Origin of the sequence: Niastella vici (assembly GCF_002077945.1) — a bacterium.
Taxonomy (GTDB): Bacteria; Bacteroidota; Bacteroidia; order Chitinophagales; family Chitinophagaceae; genus Niastella; species Niastella vici.
Genome location: NZ_LVYD01000124.1, coordinates 196,333 through 215,110 on the forward strand (window position 1 = coordinate 196,333; position 18,778 = coordinate 215,110).

Here is an 18,778-nt window from a genome sequence, read left to right on the forward strand (position 1 = left end):
CACAAAGATGCGCCGGCCCCATGCCCGAAAACATTGAACAAGTTCAATAAATAGCCCGGCCTACTTATTTTCGGCCAGTTTCTTCCTTATTTTACTCAAAAATTCGTGGCTAATGCCCAGGTAAGCCGCTATTTGAAGATTGGTAAGCCTGGAATAGATATTGGGGTATTTTTCCCTGAAGTCGAGGTACCGCTGATCGGCCGTCTTGCTCAAATTATCTATCATGCGTCTTTGCAGGGCAACATGTGTTTTTTGCGTCATTACCCGGAATAACTTTTCGATCTTAGGCAAATTCGCATACGCGAATTCTTTATTCTTTTTTGAAATCAACAGCACGGTGCTGTCTTCGAGCGCTTCTATATACAGTTGTGAGGGCTTTTCATTGGTAAAGCTGTCGATATCGGTCACCCACCAGTTCTCGATGGCAAAATAGAGTATTTGTTCAAAGCCATTCTGGTCAATATGATACACCCGAAAAAGCCCCCTGGTAACAAAGCCTTCAAACCGGCACACTTCGCCCTCTCTTAATAAAAAACTTTTCTTTTTAATAACTTGCTGTTGAAATAAATTACAAAAGGCTTCTGTTTCATCCTCAGAAAGCGAAATATGGCTGGCGATATTTTGTTGAAGAAGGGCTGTCATATGTAAGGTTCATCCAGGCGTCCAAAGATATTGATTTGATTGGTTTTACTTCGACGCTTTTTCCATGGTATCAAGTACTTTATCGGGATGTATATCCTTGGCCAACTCTTCAATTTCTTTGTTCCCGGCCACCTCTATCTTCATTTTCCTGGCAATTTCTGTTACCAGCATTAACATCCGGGTAACCTCGTGTTCTGTTAACATGCTGATCTGAAGATCCAGCTCTGCCCATTTATCGGCTTGGGCATTCATTTGCTTTTGACCGATCAATACAAAGGTTGTAAGGAAAATAGCTTCAACGGCTGCAAAGGTGGCGAGAATAATAAAGTTTTTATCAAATGGTTGCAGCCGGAGGTAACCCAGGTTCCAGGCTATCCACAACGTAAAGAAAAATGTATGCATGTAAATAGAGAGCATACTGCTTGCGAAAGAAGTTATGGCAGCCACTACTTTATGCGCAAAACTCATTTTTTTACGATCTTCTTTCTTTCTATTCAACAGGGCATTGACATTGCGCTCTATGAGTTTGGTTATATCCTGTATTTCATTGTCGGCAGTGGCACTCATGTACACGTTTATTTATATAGGTAGGAATTTTTGTGCCAGCGCCTGGCGGCCGGTCCTGTAGAACAATTTCCACCTGACCGGGAAAAAACATTAAAAAAACAAAATAAGCTGTATTTTAAAGCAGAAAAGCAGGCCTTTGATATTTTTAACATTGACAAATGGCAAAGAAAACATTAATATTTTTGGCACTTGCGACCTCATTCGGTTTTGGTTTCGCAATCAATTCAATTATAACCAGCACAACTAAAAATCAGGTAAACATGAAACGAGTAATAGGGATCGGGGGCATTTTCTTCAAATGCCAGGACCCGGAAAAAATAAGAGAATGGTATAAAACCCACCTTGGCTTTGACGTAAACCAATACGGAGCAAAATTTGAGTGGAAACAGGAAGGGGATTCAACCAATAAAGGCTATACGCTATGGAGCCCTTTTGCCGAAAAGACCAAATATTTTGAGCCCTCCTCAAAGGACTTTATGATCAATTACCGGGTCGAAAATCTTGAAGCACTCGTAGAAGAATTAAAAAAGGAAGGTGTTACGGTGTTAGATAATATAGAATCATATGATTATGGAAAATTCGTTCACATCCTTGACATAGAAGGCAACAAAATTGAATTATGGGAAGCGAAGGATTAATTGCAGGCGAGCGAACAAAAAAGTATAAAACCGGGGAAATGCCAAAGACCGGGGACTTTTGTCGACGGCAATCCCTGGTTTGGCGGTTCTTTTCACGCCCTTTATTTACTAATAACCCAATTATTCAGAAACCGGTTTAACTACCTTTATTTTCAATGCACTTTTCTCAAATTCAATTATAAGACCAACGTAAGCACAAACGGTATGTGAATTTTGTATCGCAGGTTTCCATTGGCCAGCAAAGGAAATCAACGCCTCATTAATAGTCTCTTCATTTTTAACGTCGCCTTCCACTTTTTTTAGATCGAATATCTTTGACTTTGTTGTAACGATAAAGGTATACGTTATACTTCCTTTTTGGGGAATAGCAGTTCTCTTTCTTAAATATCCGGTAAGCGAGTCTTCAAAAGCAGCCTTGCCATTTTTAAGATCGGGTAATGTTTCAACCTGGGTAAAAACTTTATCATCACATACACTGTCAACTTCTTCTGTTTGAGCAAAAAGAATGGCAGGCAGAAGGATGGTTATTAATATACAAAGGGCTTTCATCGTAATATTAATTTATTTGCTGGTAATTTAACGAAAATAAGTTCAATGGCGCTGATGGATTGTCCTTTCAAAGGATTGCCCGGGGCTGTTTTGATTTATCGGGACAACCCCGTTTTTTTTAAAAGAACAAAGCCCTCCGATCATTCAGAGGGCATTTGTTACCATAAGCCTTAACCAGGTTATTGCACTTTTGCGCAATTGCAATAAATGATCAATTCGCGATTGCTGCCACTGCTATTATGGGCTATGATCTTCCAGGTAGTGGTAGGCGCCGACGGATCAGGCCCATTATAATCGAGCCGGATATCTTTTGCAGCTGAATTAAAATCGCGGTGACCACCGCCGCCGCTGATCAGCTTGTAACCAGCCGGGCAGACCAGCGTGAGTAGTTTCGTAGTATTTCCAGCCACTGTAGATTGATGACTGTAATACTGCATGCCAATCAGAAAATTGCCGGATGCTTTTATATCGCCATTTACATCCAGCGCGGCTGTAGGTGCAGCGGACTGATTGATAGACACATTACCACCCACTGCTAAAATCGGTGTGTGTACACCATTACTAATTGAAAATGCGCCCGGAATACCCGAAGAGACACCCCAGGTACGCATATTCCACAAAGTACCAGACGAATTATTTAGCAACGCCAGGTTTGTATATACACTGCTTGCAGATTGTACCACTAATGATGCAGGTCCTGTATTTACAGCTCCAACAGTAAGGGCATTCCCTATTTCGCCGGAATTTGAAATACTAAAATTGCTGTTTGCCTGCTGCACAGTCTGGTTTCGGATAAAATTTCCCGTTGAATTGGGTACCAGTTGCATCCATTGCGGTGCACTTCCTGTTCCCATGTTGATATACAATCCGATTCCAGCACCATACATACTGTTGGTATTAAAAACCATAAGGCCTGTGGCCGGAGTTGTAACAGGACTGAACCCCAGGTCAACTCGCGGTATCAGCAATCCTTTATCGGTGCTCCTGATCTCCAATGCCGCACTGGCATCGGGTTGCGTAGTGCCTATCCCCACCTGTTGTGCATGGGCCTGTGACATAATAAATAGTGCATAGAGCGTGATAATATAGATGCGGTTCATATCCCTGATATTTGTTGAGTTACATGTTTGCGGGTCTTTGGAAAGGATCTGGATATGAACGTTGCTGATTAAAGCGATGCAATATTACCACCGCGTAATTCCGGCATGGGAGGACTTGTATGTGAACTGCGGAAATTTGTATGTAAACAACGAATCGATTTCCCGGGCCTCACAGACGGTTTAGTCGTTCACATACAAAATCCTGCCGCTGACATACAAAGGGAATAAAGCAGGCCCTGTAGTATCGTAGGTTTGCGCAACCGTTAATCACCTGCTGTATGCGGAACCTATATTTTTTAACCATTTGTTTATTGCCTGCTGGCGTATTGGCGCAGAACGCTCTTTACTTGTCGCCCGGCGCCAGCCTGTACATCAACTCCGGCACACCGGTAGCGATCGACAGCCTGGTATTAACGCCATCAACAGATTATACGATCACCGGCAGCAACAGTATGCAACGTGCGGCCACTGCGCTTCATAGTGGCAGTAACCCCTACATTCGCCGGGTATATCAATGGGCGAACACCCTGCCGCCTTTTACCGGCAATGTGTCCCTATATTATCAGGATGGAGAATTGAATGGTCTTAATGAAACGCAGCTTTCGTTGCAGGTGCATAATGGTTCAGGCTGGAATACCTGTATCAATAATATTGTCCGTAACAGTACAGATAACCTGATCACAACTACTATATCAGGTATAGCCCTGAATGAATTAACCCTGGTAAATGCGGCACAAGGCCCGCTGCCCCTGGTATGGCTCGAGATTACAGCCCAACGTCGTAATAATGCGGTACAAATAAGCTGGCAAACAGCCGATGAAACCAATTGCGCCGGTTACCAGGTAGAAAAAAGCAGTAATGGTATTAACTGGAACAACCTGGGTGCTGCGCTAAATGCGCATAATACGACCGGGCCGAATAATTACAACCAGGTTGATGCCACCCTGCCCACCGCCATCAGTTTTTACCGGGTGCGGCAGCTGGACCTCGATGGCCGGTATTCATATTCAAAAACCGTTTCAGTCAAAAACGACCAGTCAAATGGTATCTGGCTCTACCCCATTCCGGCCAATGATGTGTTAACTGTAGTAAGCGGCAATCAGCCCTTGAAAGGGGTGAATATTTACACATCGGCCGGCAGCCTGGCAGCTTCGGCACAGCTGCAACAAGCAGTTTCGTACTCGATGAACATTCAACAGCTGGCAGCAGGGAATTACACTGCACTCATCATCCTGAATGACAACAGTACTATTACCAAAAATTTTATTAAAAGATAAAACAGGGATACATTTAAATAGAGAAATCAACAAAGAAGGGCCGGTTCTCCGGCCTTTGTGTTTTAATGATTAGGAGCGGGAAGATGCAGAAAATTCCGCCATATTACAAACGTAGTTCCTACAATTGCAGATTTTACAGTAGCCCCTCTTCCAGTTTATTCAGCAATTCCAACCCAAACCCCGAAATAAAGAACCGTTCTTTTTTATTATTGAGTAACTGTTGTGTCCAGTCAACCAGTCCGCCATCGGCAATCTCAAAGTCGCGCTGCTGCAGTGTGATGATCGCCTTAAATTGTAAGCCCTTGTAATAATTGTTCATGCCAGGAGTTTCATCAATGGTGACCTGTGCAACGGGCAGCCTGTTTTGCAGGTAGTCCAAAACCGCCGGAATAAATGCATCGGGGTAGCCTTCTCGTTTCTGTAATTTAAACCGTACGGGACCAGCATTGAAAACATTAGTAAGCACATCGCCTAACGCCGCGAAATGTTCACCAATGGCCTTCTTTTCAAATGCATAATTACCGGTATCAACACCCGATGAAACCATACAGCCAATAGTAAAATGCGGGGAGAACCCTTTTATGGGGAAGGGTTGCGACCGTACATGCCGCTGTACGGTGCAGTATTTTATATGCGTGTCGCCGATTGCGTTCTTTTGCTTCTTTTTCTGGCTGCTGATATACAAAGCCAGCGCATTGGTGGCGTCGGACATTACCTCACAGTTGCGCAGGGCCGAAACAACTTTATCCTGGTCAACGGTGGCTATAACGGAGCAACTGCCCAGTTGACTGAGCGGCGAAACCTGCAGTGGTTTAAAGTCGTGTTGCAATAAGCATTGCAGCGTTTGCAGCGATCGTTCCAGCAGGTGAATGAAATCCGTTTCTGCCGGTTGTACAAAACGGTTCTGCTCAAATTGCTTTAACAATGTGGGAGCGCTCTGTTGTTGTGCCCGGCGCGCAAACACCTCCAGCAACAGGGAATTGAGATCGGAACCCGGCAATTCATTGGCCAGTATATTGATCAGGTCCTCATTGCCTGTACGTTTGGCTATTATCTTTCCGATCTTTCCGGGCATCTTATTTTAATTTGCCCGGTAAGATACAAAATGCCCGAAAAGTTTCTGCCATCCCCGTTCTTCAATGGTTTCGGGTTTTTCGGGCAGGGATTCCGTATACCTGATGGCTCGAAAATATATTTTGTGGTTGGCCGCCTGCAATAAAAAAAGCCTTCCCTCGGGCTTAGCCGAGGGAAAGGCTTCAAATCAATTGATCTATTTCGTCTTAATTATATTGAGCGAAATTCAATGCGATATGATTACCATCTGTTACCGCCACCGCCATAACCACCACGGTTACCACCGCCACGGTTGCCACCGCCGCCGCCATAGCCACCACGGCTACCGCCGCCGCCGCCGCCGAATCCACGGTTCTCGGTTTTGGGTCTTGCAACAGAAACTGAAATGTTTCTGCCTTCAACTTCTTTTCCTTCCAACCCCGAAATGGCTTTTTTAGCTTCCTCATCAACAGGCATTTCAACAAATCCAAACCCACGGGATTTGCCGGTTTCCCTGTCTGTTATAACCTTGGCTGAGGTAACAGTACCATAAGCCGAAAATAAATTCATCAGGTCATCATCGTTAACGTGAAAACCTAAATTTGAAACGTACAAATTCATTACTGTAAAATTAAATCGTGATAAATTGAACTGAGCAATCACAAAAAGTAGAAAAAGCGAACGTTCACAGCGGAAACCTAAATATCGTTTCAAGTACTTTATGCAGTATAACTCAATTGTCGTAAATAAAGATAACCTATAAAAAGAATACAGCCAACTATACTTTTACAGCGATTTATTGGGAATGTCCCCAATTATACACACTGATAACAAATAGCATTAATATTCATACCCGCGCCAACAGATGCAAATAAAATAACATCTCCGGGGTGCAGCCGCTGATCGGTAACCTGCTCTTTACATACCAGATCGTACAAAGTAGGAATGGTAGCTACCGAGCTGTTTCCCAACCAGTGAATACTCATGGGCATAATGTGTTCGGGCGCCTGCTGAATGCCATACAGGTTATAAAAAGCAGTCACCATGGCTTCATCCATTTTTTCATTGGCCTGATGGATGAATATCTTTTTCAGTGCCTCTATGGGAACACCACTTTTATCCAAACATCCTTTCATTGCCTCGGGAACATACCGGACCGCATATTCATATACTTTCCGGCCCTTCATTTTAATATAACGGGTGTCTGAATTTGATCCTGCGTGGTATGATTCACCAAAATTGATATAAGCAACCTCGTTCACACAATCTGACCTGGTGCTGGCGCTCAATATGCCCCCCGGTTTATCACCCATTTCTTTATATTCAACAATGCTGGCACCGGCGCCATCCGAAAAAATCATGCCATCTCTGTCGTATTCATCCACTACCCTCGACAATGTTTCAGCGCCGATCACGAGGCAGGTTTTTGCCATGCCGGCCTTGCAAAAAGCGTCGGCCTGTATGAGGCCCTGAACCCAGCCAGGACAACCAAACAACAGATCATAGGGCACACAGGCCGGGTTGCGTATACCCAGCAAATGTTTTACCCGGGATGCTACCGACGGAACCGTATCAGACTGCGTACTTCCTTTCATTACGTCGCCATAATTATGCGCAACAATGATCTGGTCAATCGTTTCCGCATCAATGCCGCTGTCGTCAATAGCCAGCTGTGCTGAAATGGCTGCAATATCAGAGGTATTGAGGTTGTCGGGCGCATACCGTCGTTCCTCAATACCGGTAATTTGTTCAAACTTCTTTACAACTTCCTCCGAAGGAAGCGTAAGCGGTTGATTATTGCCACCATAAAAACTCCCTGTAAAAAAGTCTGCGTTTTTTTTAATGACCGGCGGAATATAACATCCTGTTCCGGTAATGATTGAACGTAACATAAAAAAAATTAAACGATACTACTGATCGGGAGCAGACAATTTGGTGAATTCCGAGCCATTGAACATTCTTGCCAGACCCATGTCTTTTGACTTTCTGAAACTTTCAATATTCACCTCGCCAACGATGCGCCAGAAATTTTTTGCCTTCAATTCACCATAATCTGCAGAGGTAATAAATATTCCCACTATCGGTTTCCTGCCTTTAAAGCTGACTTTCACCGGCTTTTTATCAATGTAGTTCTGTTCCAGGAATTTTTCGATCTGAATATTTGTCATATTTAACATTTACAATGTAACACAATTATTGAATTGTTTTATGACGTTTGGGGCGTCTTTTATTTGACCATGAAGACCGTCCAGGGGCTTTTCCCGCAATCTGGGGTGTCTTAGCTGGCTGCCGCACCCCGCTATTGGCCTTATCATTATGAAACGGATGATCGGCCCTTACCGGTATTTCCCTGGTAATGAGTTTTTGAATGTCGCGCAGGAACTCTTTTTCTTCCCCGTCGCAAAAGGATACCGCAATACCCTGGGCACCGGCACGTCCTGTGCGGCCTATGCGATGCACATACGTTTCAGGTACGTTGGGTAATTCATAATTTATCACATGCGACAACTCATCAATATCGATGCCCCTGGCGGCAATATCGGTTGCCACCAGCACTTTTATTTGTTTTGATCTGAACTGGTTCAATGCTTTTTGCCGGGCCTGCTGCGATTTGTTTCCATGTATCGCTTCTGCCGCAACGCCCCTCCCGTTCAATGCTGCCGCAACCTTGTTAGCCCCATGTTTGGTGCGGGTGAATACCAGGGCCATAGGAATGTCGGTATTCGTCAAAAGATGCAGCAATAATGCGGGTTTATCTTTTTTCTCTACAAAACAAACCGCCTGCCTGATGGTTTCTGCAGTGGTGGCAACCGGGGTCACTTCCACCTGAGCGGGATTGATAAGTATGGTGTTGGCCAGCTTGCGGATGGCAGGCGCCATGGTAGCGGAAAAGAACAGGGTTTGTCTTTGTTTAGGGGTTCGGGCAATGATCTTTTTTACATCATGCACAAATCCCATGTCGAGCATGCGATCTGCCTCATCCAGCACCAGCAATTTGATGTCATTGAGGTTTACATAACGTTGTTCCATCAGATCGAGCAGGCGTCCGGGCGTAGCCACTAAAATGTCGACCCCATTCCTTAAAGCATTTACCTGGGCATATTGCGATACACCGCCAAAGATCACCAGTTGGTTCAGTCCGGTAAATTTCCCATACGCCTCAAAGCTTTCCTGGATCTGAATAGCCAGTTCACGGGTTGGCGTTAATACCAATGCTTTAATAGTTTTTTTCTGCTTTTCAGGCTGTTTTTGCTCATGTAAAAGCTGTAATACAGGAATGGCGAAGGCCGCCGTTTTACCGGTACCTGTTTGGGCACAGCCAAAGAGGTCGCGTCGTTGAAGTATAACCGGAATTGATTGTTCCTGAATTGGAGTGGGTTGAGTATAACCTTCGTTCTTAAGCGCTTTTAATATAGGCTCAATAATTCTTAACTTTTCGAAAGACAATTTTTGAAATTTAAATTAATAATAATCTGGTAAGCTGCCAATGAAAGACACGTACCTGGCTTAGAATCTTACCTTCACAAATGTTGAACGCGGAAAATCAAGATAGGTGCAGGGAGGAAATAAGTTGTGCAAAGATAAGCATTTAATACGTATATGGCTAAAAAACATGTCGTTATTAGCATAACTCACTCATTTAGTTAAAGTTAGGTTACTATCAGGCAGTTACCGCAACTCACTTACGGAGATCTTTTTGCCATCAACCATGGTTTGATCAAGAGAAGCTATAGCCCGTTTAGCATCGTGTTCAACAGGCATTTCAATAATGCCATTCCCCTTGGAACGGCCGTTCAGTTTGTCGCGCACCACTTCAGCCGAATTAACAATACCGAATACAGCAAACAATCGTCTCAGATCTGAATCACTTACATCTCTGCCCAAATTGTAAACCTGGATATTCATGAATGTTCATTTAATGAAAGATAAGCCTTTTTGGGGTACGATGGATAATTTTTAGGGGCCAGCCCTTTATGGATTTTTACCGCAACCGCATCCCATGTATCTACCATTGTATCAAATTAAAACTTCATTGCGTGAACCGGTTGTTGCTGTTTTTCCTGATCTGTCAGTCATACACTAACTGCCAGTCGGCTGGTGCCCCCACTCCAGCCACGCCTGCACAAAAAACAAAAAAACCGGTATCGCATACGCCTGCGCTCACCTTCGACACATCGGTAAAAACGATCCATGTATTTGTGGCCTTATGCGATAACAAATACCAGGGCATTGTGCCCGTTCCGGCATCCATCGGTAATGGCCAGGACCCTAACAGCAATTTATACTGGGGTTGCGATGCCGGCATTCGTACCTGGTTCAAAAAAAGTAAGGAATGGACAATGGTAAAACGGTATAAAGTAGACAGCATCCGGCTCGAACGGCTGGTCTTCAAACATAAACTAAAAAAATACTACCTGGTAGCCGATGCCTATGATGGTAAGTACATCAGGCAATGCACTATTGATTTCCTGCAAAGCTGTGCCGGACAGTTAAAAGACACGCTGCATATTGATGGAATAAAATTGGGCATTCATGGAAATGGCAAACTGATGGCCTACATCGGGCACGATGGATTAATGGATTTTCCGCTTCCCAATATTTTCCGAAATACGGATAGCCTCACCCGCGATGCCATCATTTTAGCCTGTATAAGCAAAAAATATTTTGCTCCCCTGCTCGCTGCCACCCACGCCAACCCATTGGTATGGACCACCGGTTTAATGTGCCCCGAAGCCTATACGCTGCACGATGCATTGAGCAGTTATATGCTGAATGAACCGGTAGCCAGTATCAGAAGCAGGGCTGCCAGCGCCTATGCTCAAAACCAGCGCTGCAGCGGGAAAGCTGCCAGGAATTTACTGGTGTCGGGTTGGTGATGTGTGAGCCCCGGAATATTATAAATTTGTTCTCGTCTCATACGGGTCATTTAATCATGACATTTCCGTGATAAGACGCAATTATTAAAGTTTCCATATAACCTAACGCATGCCATCCATTCGCCCCTCAATCATTACGATTTTCCTCCAGGTCATTTTAATCGCCCATGCCGCCGGTCAGCAAAAGGCACTGTTCCGTGTTCTCGCCTTCTACACCGCCAAAAACGACCCGGCTCATATCAGCTTTGTACATGAGGCCAACCGCTGGCTGGCCCAACAAGCCGCCTCCCATCATTTCCAATACGATTCAACCAATGACTGGAACCTACTGAACACCCGCCACCTCGCCAACTATCAGGTGGTGCTATTTTTAGATACCCGGCCGCCCGATGATCCGGCACAACGGGCGGCTTTTGAGCAATACGTGCAGCATGGCGGCGCCTGGATGGGTTTTCATTTTGCCGCTTTTGCACTTACTCCTTCTACCTACCCGCAAAACTGGGATTGGTACCACAACACTTTCCTCGGCTCTGGTCAATATGCCGGCAACACCTGGCGGCCAACATCAGCAGTATTACGGGTAGAAAACAAAAAACATCCGGTAACAAAACACCTGCCGGTAACATTTACGGCAGCCCCTAATGAATGGTATAAATGGAAAAATGACCTGCGGAAAAATAAGGATATACAAATACTGCTATCGATTGACTCAACCAGCTTCCCATTGGGAACAGGCCCCAAACCACATGAGATCTGGCACAGCGGTTATTACCCCGTGGTATGGACGAACAACAAATATAAAATGCTTTACATCAACATGGGGCATAATGATATTGACTACGAAAACAAAACCAATAAAGAATTATCGTTCCAGTTTGATAATAAAGAATATTGCCGCCTCGTGCTGGATGGTTTGTTCTGGCTGGCGGGGAAAAATAAATAAACCCCATCTTATATACCAGGCCTGCCCGCGAACACCAGCTGTATCAATTCCGGACATTCGAAAGTAATTATGCAGCTATAATATATTGATTGCCAGCTCAACCGTAAACCGGCATCATACTAGTACAAAAATCCGGTGTTCCATCACCTAAAATCACCGTCATGTTTAAAAATTACCTGAAGCTGGCCTGGCGCAATCTTCTGAAAGATCGCCAGTTTTCATTCTTAAACCTGCTGGGTTTATCTGTTGGACTGGCTTGTGTGTTATTGATCGGTTTGTGGGTAGCCGATGAATGGCATATGGAGAAATATAATAAGAAAGATGCACGCATCTTCCAGGTAATGAGTAATAGCAAATCGGAAAATGGGATAAGAACGGGTATGTATACGCCAGGTATACTGGCAAAAGCCCTGCGGGCCGATCTGCCCGAGGTGGAAGATGCTACTTCCGTACTCGCAGCATCCTGGTTCAACCCCGGTGGCGTGGTGGCCGCAGGTAATAAAAAACTTAAAGCCATTCCGCAATATGTCGACAGCAACTATTTCAATATCTTCAACTGCTCCTTCCTGGAAAGCAACCCACGGCAATTATTTATTGACAAACAAGGGGTAGCTATCTCTGAAACTTTTGCCAACAAACTATTTGGTACTACTGAACACGTCATTGGAAAGGTCATCCACTATGACCGGTACGAGTTCTCTGGCGATTTTGTGATCAGAGGCATTTTCAAGCCTAATCCAACAAATGCTACCGAACAATTTGATCTGTTGTTCAACTATGACCTGGTACTTGAAAAACGGCCGGGGCTCAATAATTGGTACAATGCAGACCCACATACCTTCGTATTGGTAAAACCAGGAGCCGATCCTGACTTACTGAACAAAAAGATCGCCCAATTTATGCGAGGCAAAGACAAAAACGCCCTCGGATTCGAGCTGTTCCTGGCCAGGTTCTCTGATCGCTACCTGTACAACCGGTATGAGAATGGCATTCAAAGCGGTGGGCGCATCACGTATGTGCGCTTTCTTACAATCATCGCCGTCTTTATCCTCATCATTGCCTGTATCAATTTCATGAATCTGTCTACGGCCCGTGCAGTACACCGGGCTAAAGAGGTGGGCATTAAAAAAGTAGTGGGCGCCAACCGCTCCACCCTCATGCTGCAATACCTGGGCGAATCACTGCTGATGACGTTTTTGTCACTGGCACTGGCCCTGATTATGGTTCGGTTTCTATTACCAGTTTTCAATGACATCACCGGTAAACAGTTAAGCCTGCATTTTGAGCCGGCATTTTTACTATCTATACTGGCCATAACCATTCTCACCGGATTGGTAGCCGGTAGTTACCCGGCATTGTATCTTTCCGCCTTCCGGCCTGTAGCCGTTTTAAAGGGAACGCTTCGTACATCCTGGAGCGAGCTATGGATACGCAAGGGACTGGCCGTTTTCCAATTTATATTATCCATCATCCTCATTGCAAGCGTAATTGTCGTTTACAGGCAAATGACCTATATACAAACCCGCGATCTGGGTTACAACCGGGACCACATCATTCATTTTGAGATCCCGCTCGAAATGGATTCAGTAAAGCTGGCCGCTGCCGCCAGTTTTGTAAATGAGCTTAAAAGTATTCCTGGTATTGTAAATGCCGCCAGTTACGCGCATAACCTCACCGGTGATCATGGCAGCATTGGCGGAATACACTGGCCAGGTAAGAATGAGCGCAACGATATCGACTTCGCTAATATAGAAATAGGTTATAATTTTCTTGAAACAGTCGGCATAAAGCTGAAAGCCGGCCGCAATTTCTCCCAGGATGCCCGGTCTATGAATGAGATCATTTTAAACGAAACAGCAATAAAGGCAATGGGCATACAAGACCCTATTGGAAAAGTAGTACGATTCTGGGATGAAAAACGCGAAATTGTCGGAATTGCAAGCGACTTTAATTTCGAATCGTTGTACCAACCCGTTAAGCCTGCATTTTTTCGCTGTTATCCCGTCGCTAATCAAATTATGGTTCGCCTGAAAACCGGCAGCGAACAAACTACTATAGCGGCCATCAAAAATATGTATAACAGATTCAATGCCGGGATGGCGTTTGAATACCAGTACCTCGATGAAGATTACCAAAAATTGTATGTGTCTGAAATGCAGGTAGGCATGCTGTTACGTTATTTTGCAGGCCTCGCCATCATTATATGCTGCCTGGGTTTATTTGGCCTGGCTGCTTTTACAGCACAGAAACGGAAAAAGGAGATCGGTATAAGGAAAGTGATCGGCGCTTCCGCTGCTCAATTAACCTATTTATTAAGCAAGGAATTCATGTTACTCGTAATGGTGGCCACTGCCATTGCATTTCCATTGGTTTGGTTTGGCATGTACCGCTGGCTGAACGAATTTGCTTATCGCATCCCTGTTAAACCAGATATTTTCGTGATTACCGGATTCATGTCAACGATCGTCCCGTTGATCACTATAAGTTTTCAAGCTATCAGGGCCGCTACAGCAAACCCGGTAGATAGTTTGCGAACGGAATAATAAACATCCTATCCAGGCAGATAAATGTTTATCGTGGCGCCTTCATTTTCTTTTCCTTCGGCTGTAATAATACCATTGTGGTTCTCCACTACTTTTTTGGCAATGGCCAGTCCAATCCCTGTTCCTTCATACTCCCTTCGGCCATGCAGGCGCTGGAACAATCCGAATATTTGTTCATTGAACCTGGGATCGAAACCGGCGCCATTATCTGCAATGGATAAGTGCCAGTATTCTTTTGCGGTAATGGCTGCAGGGTGATCGATGCGCTGACCAGCAATACGGGTACAGTTGATAGTAATACGTGGCGGCACATCGGGCCGGGCAAATTTGATAGAATTGGCGATCAGGTTGGTGAACAGTTGTTTGAACTGGAATGGAATGAGGTATAATTCAGGAAGCTTTCCGCAAACTATCCGGGTGCGGGTGGCCACCACCTTTTCATTCAGCTCCTGCTTCACTTCAGCTATCAATTCATTCAGATCGATCTTTTCAAAATGCTTTTGCGAGGTATTGGTACGCGAGTACGTAAGCAGGTCATTGATCAACAGCTGCATACGGTTGGCGGCATTGTCCATCCTAAGCAGGAAGTCGCGCCCTTCATCGCTTAACACCTTCATTTCCTTTTCCATGATGCGCTTGCTGAACATCTGGATCTTACGCAGGGGTTCCTGCAGGTCATGACTGCTCACATAGGCAAATGAAGTGAGCTCTTCATTCATTTTGGTGAGTTCCCGGTTCAGATCCTCCAGCTTTTTTGCATGCTTTTCCTGTTCTGCAATACCCAACAGGGCTTCGGTCCTTATTTGCTGGGTCTTTATCTGCGACGAGATCCTGGCAATTAATTCGCGCGAAGAAAAAGGCTTGGTAAGGTAATCGTCGGCGCCCGTTTGCCACCCAACGATCTTTGATTCTTCGCCCGCCCGGGCAGTGAGCAAAATAACCGGGATATGCGCAGTGGTCTTGTTTGCTTTAATTTCTTTTACCAGGGTAATACCATCCATCACCGGCATCATAACATCGCTTAATACCAGGGCTGGGTGCTGTTCCTGTAGCCTTTGCAGCGCCTCCTCTCCGTTATTGGCGGTGACCACATTAAAATGCTGTAATAATATGGTTTGAATGTGCTCCCGCATATCGGCATTATCATCGACCACCAGCACCAGTGACAGGTGCTTTTTATCAGGTGCAACAGACGCTTTTTGCGTATTGTTCTTTACCAGCAGGGTTCCGGCTTCTTCTACATACATGGCTGAACTGGTTAATTCTCCTTCAACCGGCGCCGCTATTTGTTGTTGCGCCAAATGCGCCCTGCCCAATGGTATCTTAACAGTAAATGTGCTTCCTTTATGAAGCTCACTGGTTACACTGATCTCTCCTTTGTGAAGCAGCACCAGTTCTTTGATAAGCGACAGGCCAATACCGGTTCCTTCAAACGTTCTTCCCGATACCTGCTGTACCCGGTGAAAACGTTCGAACATATGCGGGATCTCGGAAGGCGGAATACCAACACCGGTATCTGTTATTTTCAGCACTGCATGGCCGTTTTCAGCAGCAAGAGCTACCGTAATACTGCCTTCGAGTGTATATTTAAAGGCATTTGATAACAGGTTGAAAACAATTTTCTCCCACATGGCGCGGTCAACATATACGGGTTGATCAAAGGCATCAACCTGTACGATCAATTGCAGCCCCGCTTTTTCCACCACCGACCTGAAGTTGGCAGCCAGGTCTTTTGTAAAAGTGGCTATATCGGTGGCCGTATAGCTTGCCTGCTGCCGCCCTGATTCAATGCGGCTGAAATCGAGCAGGGTATTTACCAGCTTCAATAACCGCAACGCGTTCCGGTATACCGTTTCAATACTTTGTTTTTCAATTATCGACAAACAACTGCTCTGCTGGTCAAGTAGCTCTTCGAGTGGGCTCAGTATTAAAGTAAGCGGGGTTCTGAATTCATGGCTGATATTACTGAAGAAAACCGTTTTGGCCTTGTCGAGCTGTTCCAGCGCCTCTGCCCTTTTCCTTTCTTCTTCCCAGGCCAGCATTTTATTTATTTCCAGGGAAACCCGTTCGCCGATCAGCTCACAGAATTGATGGAACGCTTCATCAAACTGTCTGTATGGATTAAGCGCTGCAAAAATAATGGCATAAGGATGATTGCTGCCCGGAGCTGTGACAGGAATGTATACGAATTGCGAAGCTGTTTTCTTCCAGGGTCCCCGGGGAAGCTCCCCCGTTACTCGTTTTATACCTGTTACAGAAACTTTATTCAATTTGTATGCTTCACAAAAATCGGCGGTAACAGTTGCAGGATCATCCAGGTCGATCTCCGCCGGTAAAACATATTGATTGTTATCTGTACCTGTTGAAGCGGCAGCAATGGCGCTGCCGCCATTGTTTTCAATTTTATATAGAATGGTAAAAGGAAAATCTTTATTGTTTTTTCCCAACGCATTGGCAACATTCCGGTATATTACATCAAGCGATTTCTCGTCAAACACAACAGTTCCCACATCACGCAGGGTTTGCAATCTTCTTTCGTTTATAACCCGTTCTGTACTTTCTGAACAAATACCAAAAATACCTTTTACAGTTCCATCATCACCTGGGGCCGGGCTATAACTGAACGATACATACACTTCTTCCTGATAGCCCTTGCGTTCCATGATAAAAAAGAACGATTCGTCATAAGTTCCTTCATTCTGCTCTACACTTCTGATCTTTGGTATTAACGAATCCCAGATCTCAGCCCATACAGTTGATGCGCGGGCCCCTAAACCGGCCGGATGTTTTTTGCCCATGATCTGGGCATAGCTGTCATTATATATGTTTATGTAGGAAGGCCCCCACCATACAAACATGGGTTGGGCCGAGGTAAGAATAATACGTACACAGGTCTTTAAGCTCTGGTCCCAGGTTTCCGGATCTCCAAGCGGGGTTGTTGTCCAGTCAAAATTGCGGATACGTTCACCCATTTCACCCCCACCCGATAAGAAATCCAACTGTTTGGTTATTGCAATATGTTTATCCATGGTTGGTTATACTAATAAGGTCATTTTTTCTTAACACGCTTTAATGGTTAACCACAGTTTGGGCAATAGTTTGCCCAACTTCAGGTTTGAGGGGCTTAAATAAATTTGTTCTCACAATGGCCTGCTTTACCAGATAAAGCAGTGCCTATACAACAGGATAATGATTACAGCCGGGTTTCCTTCGTTTAACTTGTGTATTTACAGTTTTAAATTATGATTCCTGAAAGCAACAATTTCAAATGATATGCCATCTGCCACTGGCATGCTTGTTATTAATTGAATATTAATAAAGTTCAACATACATACGGTTGGTTATGGATCTTAGATCAGACTATCCCTTCTGGCTGCTCGACAGGGGCATTATTCACTCTTATCCTTCGCTGTTACAGGATGTAAGGGCCGATGTTGCCATTATGGGCGCCGGCATCAGTGGCGCCCTGGCCGCCTGGTACCTTTGCCAGGCCGGTTTTAAAACAGAGATCGTTGATAAACGTCATGTGGGCATGGGCAGCACTGCTGCCAGCACCGCTTTGCTGCAATACGAAATTGATACGCCCCTGGCCGAACTGATCAATAAACGTGGCGAAAGCGATGCGGTAAGAAGTTATTTGCTTTGCCTCAAAGCCATTTACGACCTGGAAACGATCTGTGGTCAATGGCCCGAAGTGGCATTTACCAAACGCCCCAGTATGCAATATGCATCGCACAGGAAAGATGTGCCGTTATTAAAAAGGGAATATGAGCTGCGCAAACAATATGGCATAGCGGTTCAATGGCTTCCTGAAACCGGCATCAGGGAAAAGTTTGGCTTTAATAAAGAAGCCGCTATTCTTTCCCGTGATGCAGCCGAAGTAAAAGCGTATAGTCTTACCCATGCCCTGCTGCATCGTTGCCAGGGGTTGGGGTTAGAAGTATACGACCACACGGCCGTTACTACCTTTCATGAAAACAAACGCGGTGTTGAGCTGGTAACAGAAGAAGGGAAAAGAATTAAAGCCCGCAAACTGGTGATCGCCTGCGGCTATGAATCGGCGCAATACATTCCTCAAAAGATACAAACGTTGCAGTCGACCTATGCCATCATCAGCGAACCCTGCCCTACCGATCATCACTGGCATCAGAATGCGCTGATCTGGGAAACGGCCCAGCCCTACCTGTATTTGCGAACAACAGCTGATAACCGTATTTTGGTTGGTGGTAAAGACGATGACTTTGCTGATGCCCGCCGCCGCGACAAAGCCCTTCCGGCAAAAGCAAAGGCGCTGGAGCAGGCTTTCAAAAAATTATTTCCCGCCATTCATTTCAGAACCGATTTTAAATGGGCCGGCACCTTCGGTTCTACCCGGGATGGCTTGCCGTATATCGGCAGTTTGCCTGGAAAACCGCATACCTATTTCGCGCTCGGCCTCGGTGGCAATGGCATTACCTTCAGTGTGCTGGCTGCACAGATCATTACCAGCCTTGCATTGGGTTTGCCCGATGATAATGCCCGCTTATTTGGTTTCAACCGCTGATAATACCACCCACCGGGGAATTTTTTCCCTGTATAGCATGCTTTTT

Annotated in this window: 17 protein-coding genes; 6 read left to right on the forward strand and 11 right to left on the reverse strand. The window is 45.1% G+C overall.

Annotated features, from left to right (window positions below; translation table 11 throughout):
* Nucleotides 1–60: 60 nt before the first annotated feature.
* Nucleotides 61–642, reverse strand: a complete 582-nt coding sequence (locus A3860_RS38315) for a Crp/Fnr family transcriptional regulator (RefSeq protein WP_081155884.1) — start codon at nucleotides 640–642, stop codon at nucleotides 61–63.
* Nucleotides 643–687: 45 nt separating this feature from the next.
* A complete protein-coding gene (locus A3860_RS38320; RefSeq protein WP_081155885.1) occupies nucleotides 688–1,209 on the reverse strand; it encodes a DUF1003 domain-containing protein in 522 nt (173 codons plus the stop codon).
* Nucleotides 1,210–1,469: 260 nt separating this feature from the next.
* Here A3860_RS38320 and A3860_RS38325 point away from each other — a divergent pair, with 260 nt between their 5' ends.
* Nucleotides 1,470–1,847 carry a VOC family protein gene (locus A3860_RS38325; RefSeq protein WP_081156264.1) on the forward strand — a complete coding sequence of 126 codons (378 nt, stop codon included), beginning with the start codon at nucleotides 1,470–1,472 and terminating at the stop codon, nucleotides 1,845–1,847.
* A gap of 120 nt (nucleotides 1,848–1,967) precedes the next feature.
* Here A3860_RS38325 and A3860_RS38330 read toward each other — a convergent pair whose 3' ends face one another.
* Together A3860_RS38330 and A3860_RS38335 are read right to left on the reverse strand one after the other, a co-directional pair.
* On the reverse strand, nucleotides 1,968–2,396 hold the full coding sequence (locus A3860_RS38330; RefSeq protein WP_081155886.1) for a hypothetical protein: 429 nt from the start codon (nucleotides 2,394–2,396) through the stop codon (nucleotides 1,968–1,970).
* Between the two features lie 179 nt (nucleotides 2,397–2,575).
* Complete coding sequence (locus A3860_RS38335) at nucleotides 2,576–3,496, reverse strand: hypothetical protein (protein ID WP_081155887.1); 921 nt, start codon at nucleotides 3,494–3,496, stop codon at nucleotides 2,576–2,578.
* A gap of 278 nt (nucleotides 3,497–3,774) precedes the next feature.
* On the opposite strand from A3860_RS38335, the gene A3860_RS38340 reads away from it, so the two are divergent.
* Entirely contained in the window at nucleotides 3,775–4,773 is a 999-nt protein-coding gene (locus A3860_RS38340) for a T9SS type A sorting domain-containing protein (protein ID WP_081155888.1), read from the forward strand.
* 133 nt (nucleotides 4,774–4,906) lie between these two features.
* On the opposite strand, the gene A3860_RS38345 is transcribed toward A3860_RS38340, so the two are convergent.
* The 6 genes from A3860_RS38345 to A3860_RS38370 form a co-directional block, all read right to left on the reverse strand.
* Nucleotides 4,907–5,848, reverse strand: coding sequence for a hypothetical protein (locus A3860_RS38345; RefSeq protein WP_081155889.1), 942 nt, complete (start codon nucleotides 5,846–5,848; stop codon nucleotides 4,907–4,909).
* Nucleotides 5,849–6,087: 239 nt separating this feature from the next.
* Nucleotides 6,088–6,447 (reverse strand): RNA recognition motif domain-containing protein, encoded by a 360-nt coding sequence (locus A3860_RS38350; protein WP_081155890.1) that lies wholly within the window; start codon nucleotides 6,445–6,447, stop codon nucleotides 6,088–6,090.
* 194 nt (nucleotides 6,448–6,641) lie between these two features.
* Nucleotides 6,642–7,718 carry a 3-oxoacyl-ACP synthase III family protein gene (locus A3860_RS38355; protein ID WP_081155891.1) on the reverse strand — a complete coding sequence of 359 codons (1,077 nt, stop codon included), beginning with the start codon at nucleotides 7,716–7,718 and terminating at the stop codon, nucleotides 6,642–6,644.
* 18 nt (nucleotides 7,719–7,736) lie between these two features.
* Nucleotides 7,737–7,994, reverse strand: coding sequence for a short-chain dehydrogenase (locus tag A3860_RS38360; RefSeq protein ID WP_081156265.1), 258 nt, complete (start codon nucleotides 7,992–7,994; stop codon nucleotides 7,737–7,739).
* A gap of 25 nt (nucleotides 7,995–8,019) precedes the next feature.
* The gene (locus A3860_RS38365; protein WP_081155892.1) at nucleotides 8,020–9,273 is read right to left on the reverse strand and encodes a DEAD/DEAH box helicase; all 1,254 of its coding nucleotides are present in this window, start codon (nucleotides 9,271–9,273) and stop codon (nucleotides 8,020–8,022) included.
* 222 nt (nucleotides 9,274–9,495) lie between these two features.
* Nucleotides 9,496–9,732: an RNA recognition motif domain-containing protein gene (locus tag A3860_RS38370; RefSeq protein ID WP_081155893.1), complete on the reverse strand. Its 237-nt coding sequence runs from the start codon at nucleotides 9,730–9,732 to the stop codon at nucleotides 9,496–9,498.
* A gap of 131 nt (nucleotides 9,733–9,863) precedes the next feature.
* Here A3860_RS38370 and A3860_RS38375 point away from each other — a divergent pair, with 131 nt between their 5' ends.
* From A3860_RS38375 to A3860_RS38385, 3 genes are all read left to right on the forward strand, one after another.
* Nucleotides 9,864–10,703, forward strand: a complete 840-nt coding sequence (locus A3860_RS38375) for a hypothetical protein (protein WP_081155894.1) — start codon at nucleotides 9,864–9,866, stop codon at nucleotides 10,701–10,703.
* A 109-nt stretch (nucleotides 10,704–10,812) separates the two neighbouring features.
* The gene (locus A3860_RS38380; RefSeq protein ID WP_081155895.1) at nucleotides 10,813–11,646 is read left to right on the forward strand and encodes a ThuA domain-containing protein; all 834 of its coding nucleotides are present in this window, start codon (nucleotides 10,813–10,815) and stop codon (nucleotides 11,644–11,646) included.
* A gap of 161 nt (nucleotides 11,647–11,807) precedes the next feature.
* On the forward strand, nucleotides 11,808–14,189 hold the full coding sequence (locus A3860_RS38385) for an ABC transporter permease (RefSeq protein WP_081155896.1): 2,382 nt from the start codon (nucleotides 11,808–11,810) through the stop codon (nucleotides 14,187–14,189).
* Between the two features lie 8 nt (nucleotides 14,190–14,197).
* Here A3860_RS38385 and A3860_RS38390 read toward each other — a convergent pair whose 3' ends face one another.
* Complete coding sequence (locus A3860_RS38390; RefSeq protein ID WP_081155897.1) at nucleotides 14,198–17,218, reverse strand: ATP-binding protein; 3,021 nt, start codon at nucleotides 17,216–17,218, stop codon at nucleotides 14,198–14,200.
* A 314-nt stretch (nucleotides 17,219–17,532) separates the two neighbouring features.
* On the opposite strand from A3860_RS38390, the gene A3860_RS38395 reads away from it, so the two are divergent.
* Nucleotides 17,533–18,732, forward strand: a complete 1,200-nt coding sequence (locus A3860_RS38395; protein ID WP_081155898.1) for an NAD(P)/FAD-dependent oxidoreductase — start codon at nucleotides 17,533–17,535, stop codon at nucleotides 18,730–18,732.
* The last annotated feature ends 46 nt before the right edge of the window (nucleotides 18,733–18,778 follow it).

Coding starts and splice junctions, on each gene's coding strand:
- A3860_RS38390 (WP_081155897.1), bottom strand. CDS start 17,218: ATGGATAAACATATTGCAATAACCAAACAGTTGGATTTCTTATCGGGT.
- A3860_RS38380 (WP_081155895.1), top strand. CDS start 10,813: ATGCCATCCATTCGCCCCTCAATCATTACGATTTTCCTCCAGGTCATT.
- A3860_RS38315 (WP_081155884.1), bottom strand. CDS start 642: ATGACAGCCCTTCTTCAACAAAATATCGCCAGCCATATTTCGCTTTCT.
- A3860_RS38340 (WP_081155888.1), top strand. CDS start 3,775: ATGCGGAACCTATATTTTTTAACCATTTGTTTATTGCCTGCTGGCGTA.
- A3860_RS38385 (WP_081155896.1), top strand. CDS start 11,808: ATGTTTAAAAATTACCTGAAGCTGGCCTGGCGCAATCTTCTGAAAGAT.
- A3860_RS38320 (WP_081155885.1), bottom strand. CDS start 1,209: ATGAGTGCCACTGCCGACAATGAAATACAGGATATAACCAAACTCATA.
- A3860_RS38335 (WP_081155887.1), bottom strand. CDS start 3,496: ATGAACCGCATCTATATTATCACGCTCTATGCACTATTTATTATGTCA.
- A3860_RS38395 (WP_081155898.1), top strand. CDS start 17,533: ATGGATCTTAGATCAGACTATCCCTTCTGGCTGCTCGACAGGGGCATT.
- A3860_RS38370 (WP_081155893.1), bottom strand. CDS start 9,732: ATGAATATCCAGGTTTACAATTTGGGCAGAGATGTAAGTGATTCAGAT.
- A3860_RS38355 (WP_081155891.1), bottom strand. CDS start 7,718: ATGTTACGTTCAATCATTACCGGAACAGGATGTTATATTCCGCCGGTC.
- A3860_RS38325 (WP_081156264.1), top strand. CDS start 1,470: ATGAAACGAGTAATAGGGATCGGGGGCATTTTCTTCAAATGCCAGGAC.
- A3860_RS38330 (WP_081155886.1), bottom strand. CDS start 2,396: ATGAAAGCCCTTTGTATATTAATAACCATCCTTCTGCCTGCCATTCTT.
- A3860_RS38350 (WP_081155890.1), bottom strand. CDS start 6,447: ATGAATTTGTACGTTTCAAATTTAGGTTTTCACGTTAACGATGATGAC.
- A3860_RS38360 (WP_081156265.1), bottom strand. CDS start 7,994: ATGACAAATATTCAGATCGAAAAATTCCTGGAACAGAACTACATTGAT.
- A3860_RS38345 (WP_081155889.1), bottom strand. CDS start 5,848: ATGCCCGGAAAGATCGGAAAGATAATAGCCAAACGTACAGGCAATGAG.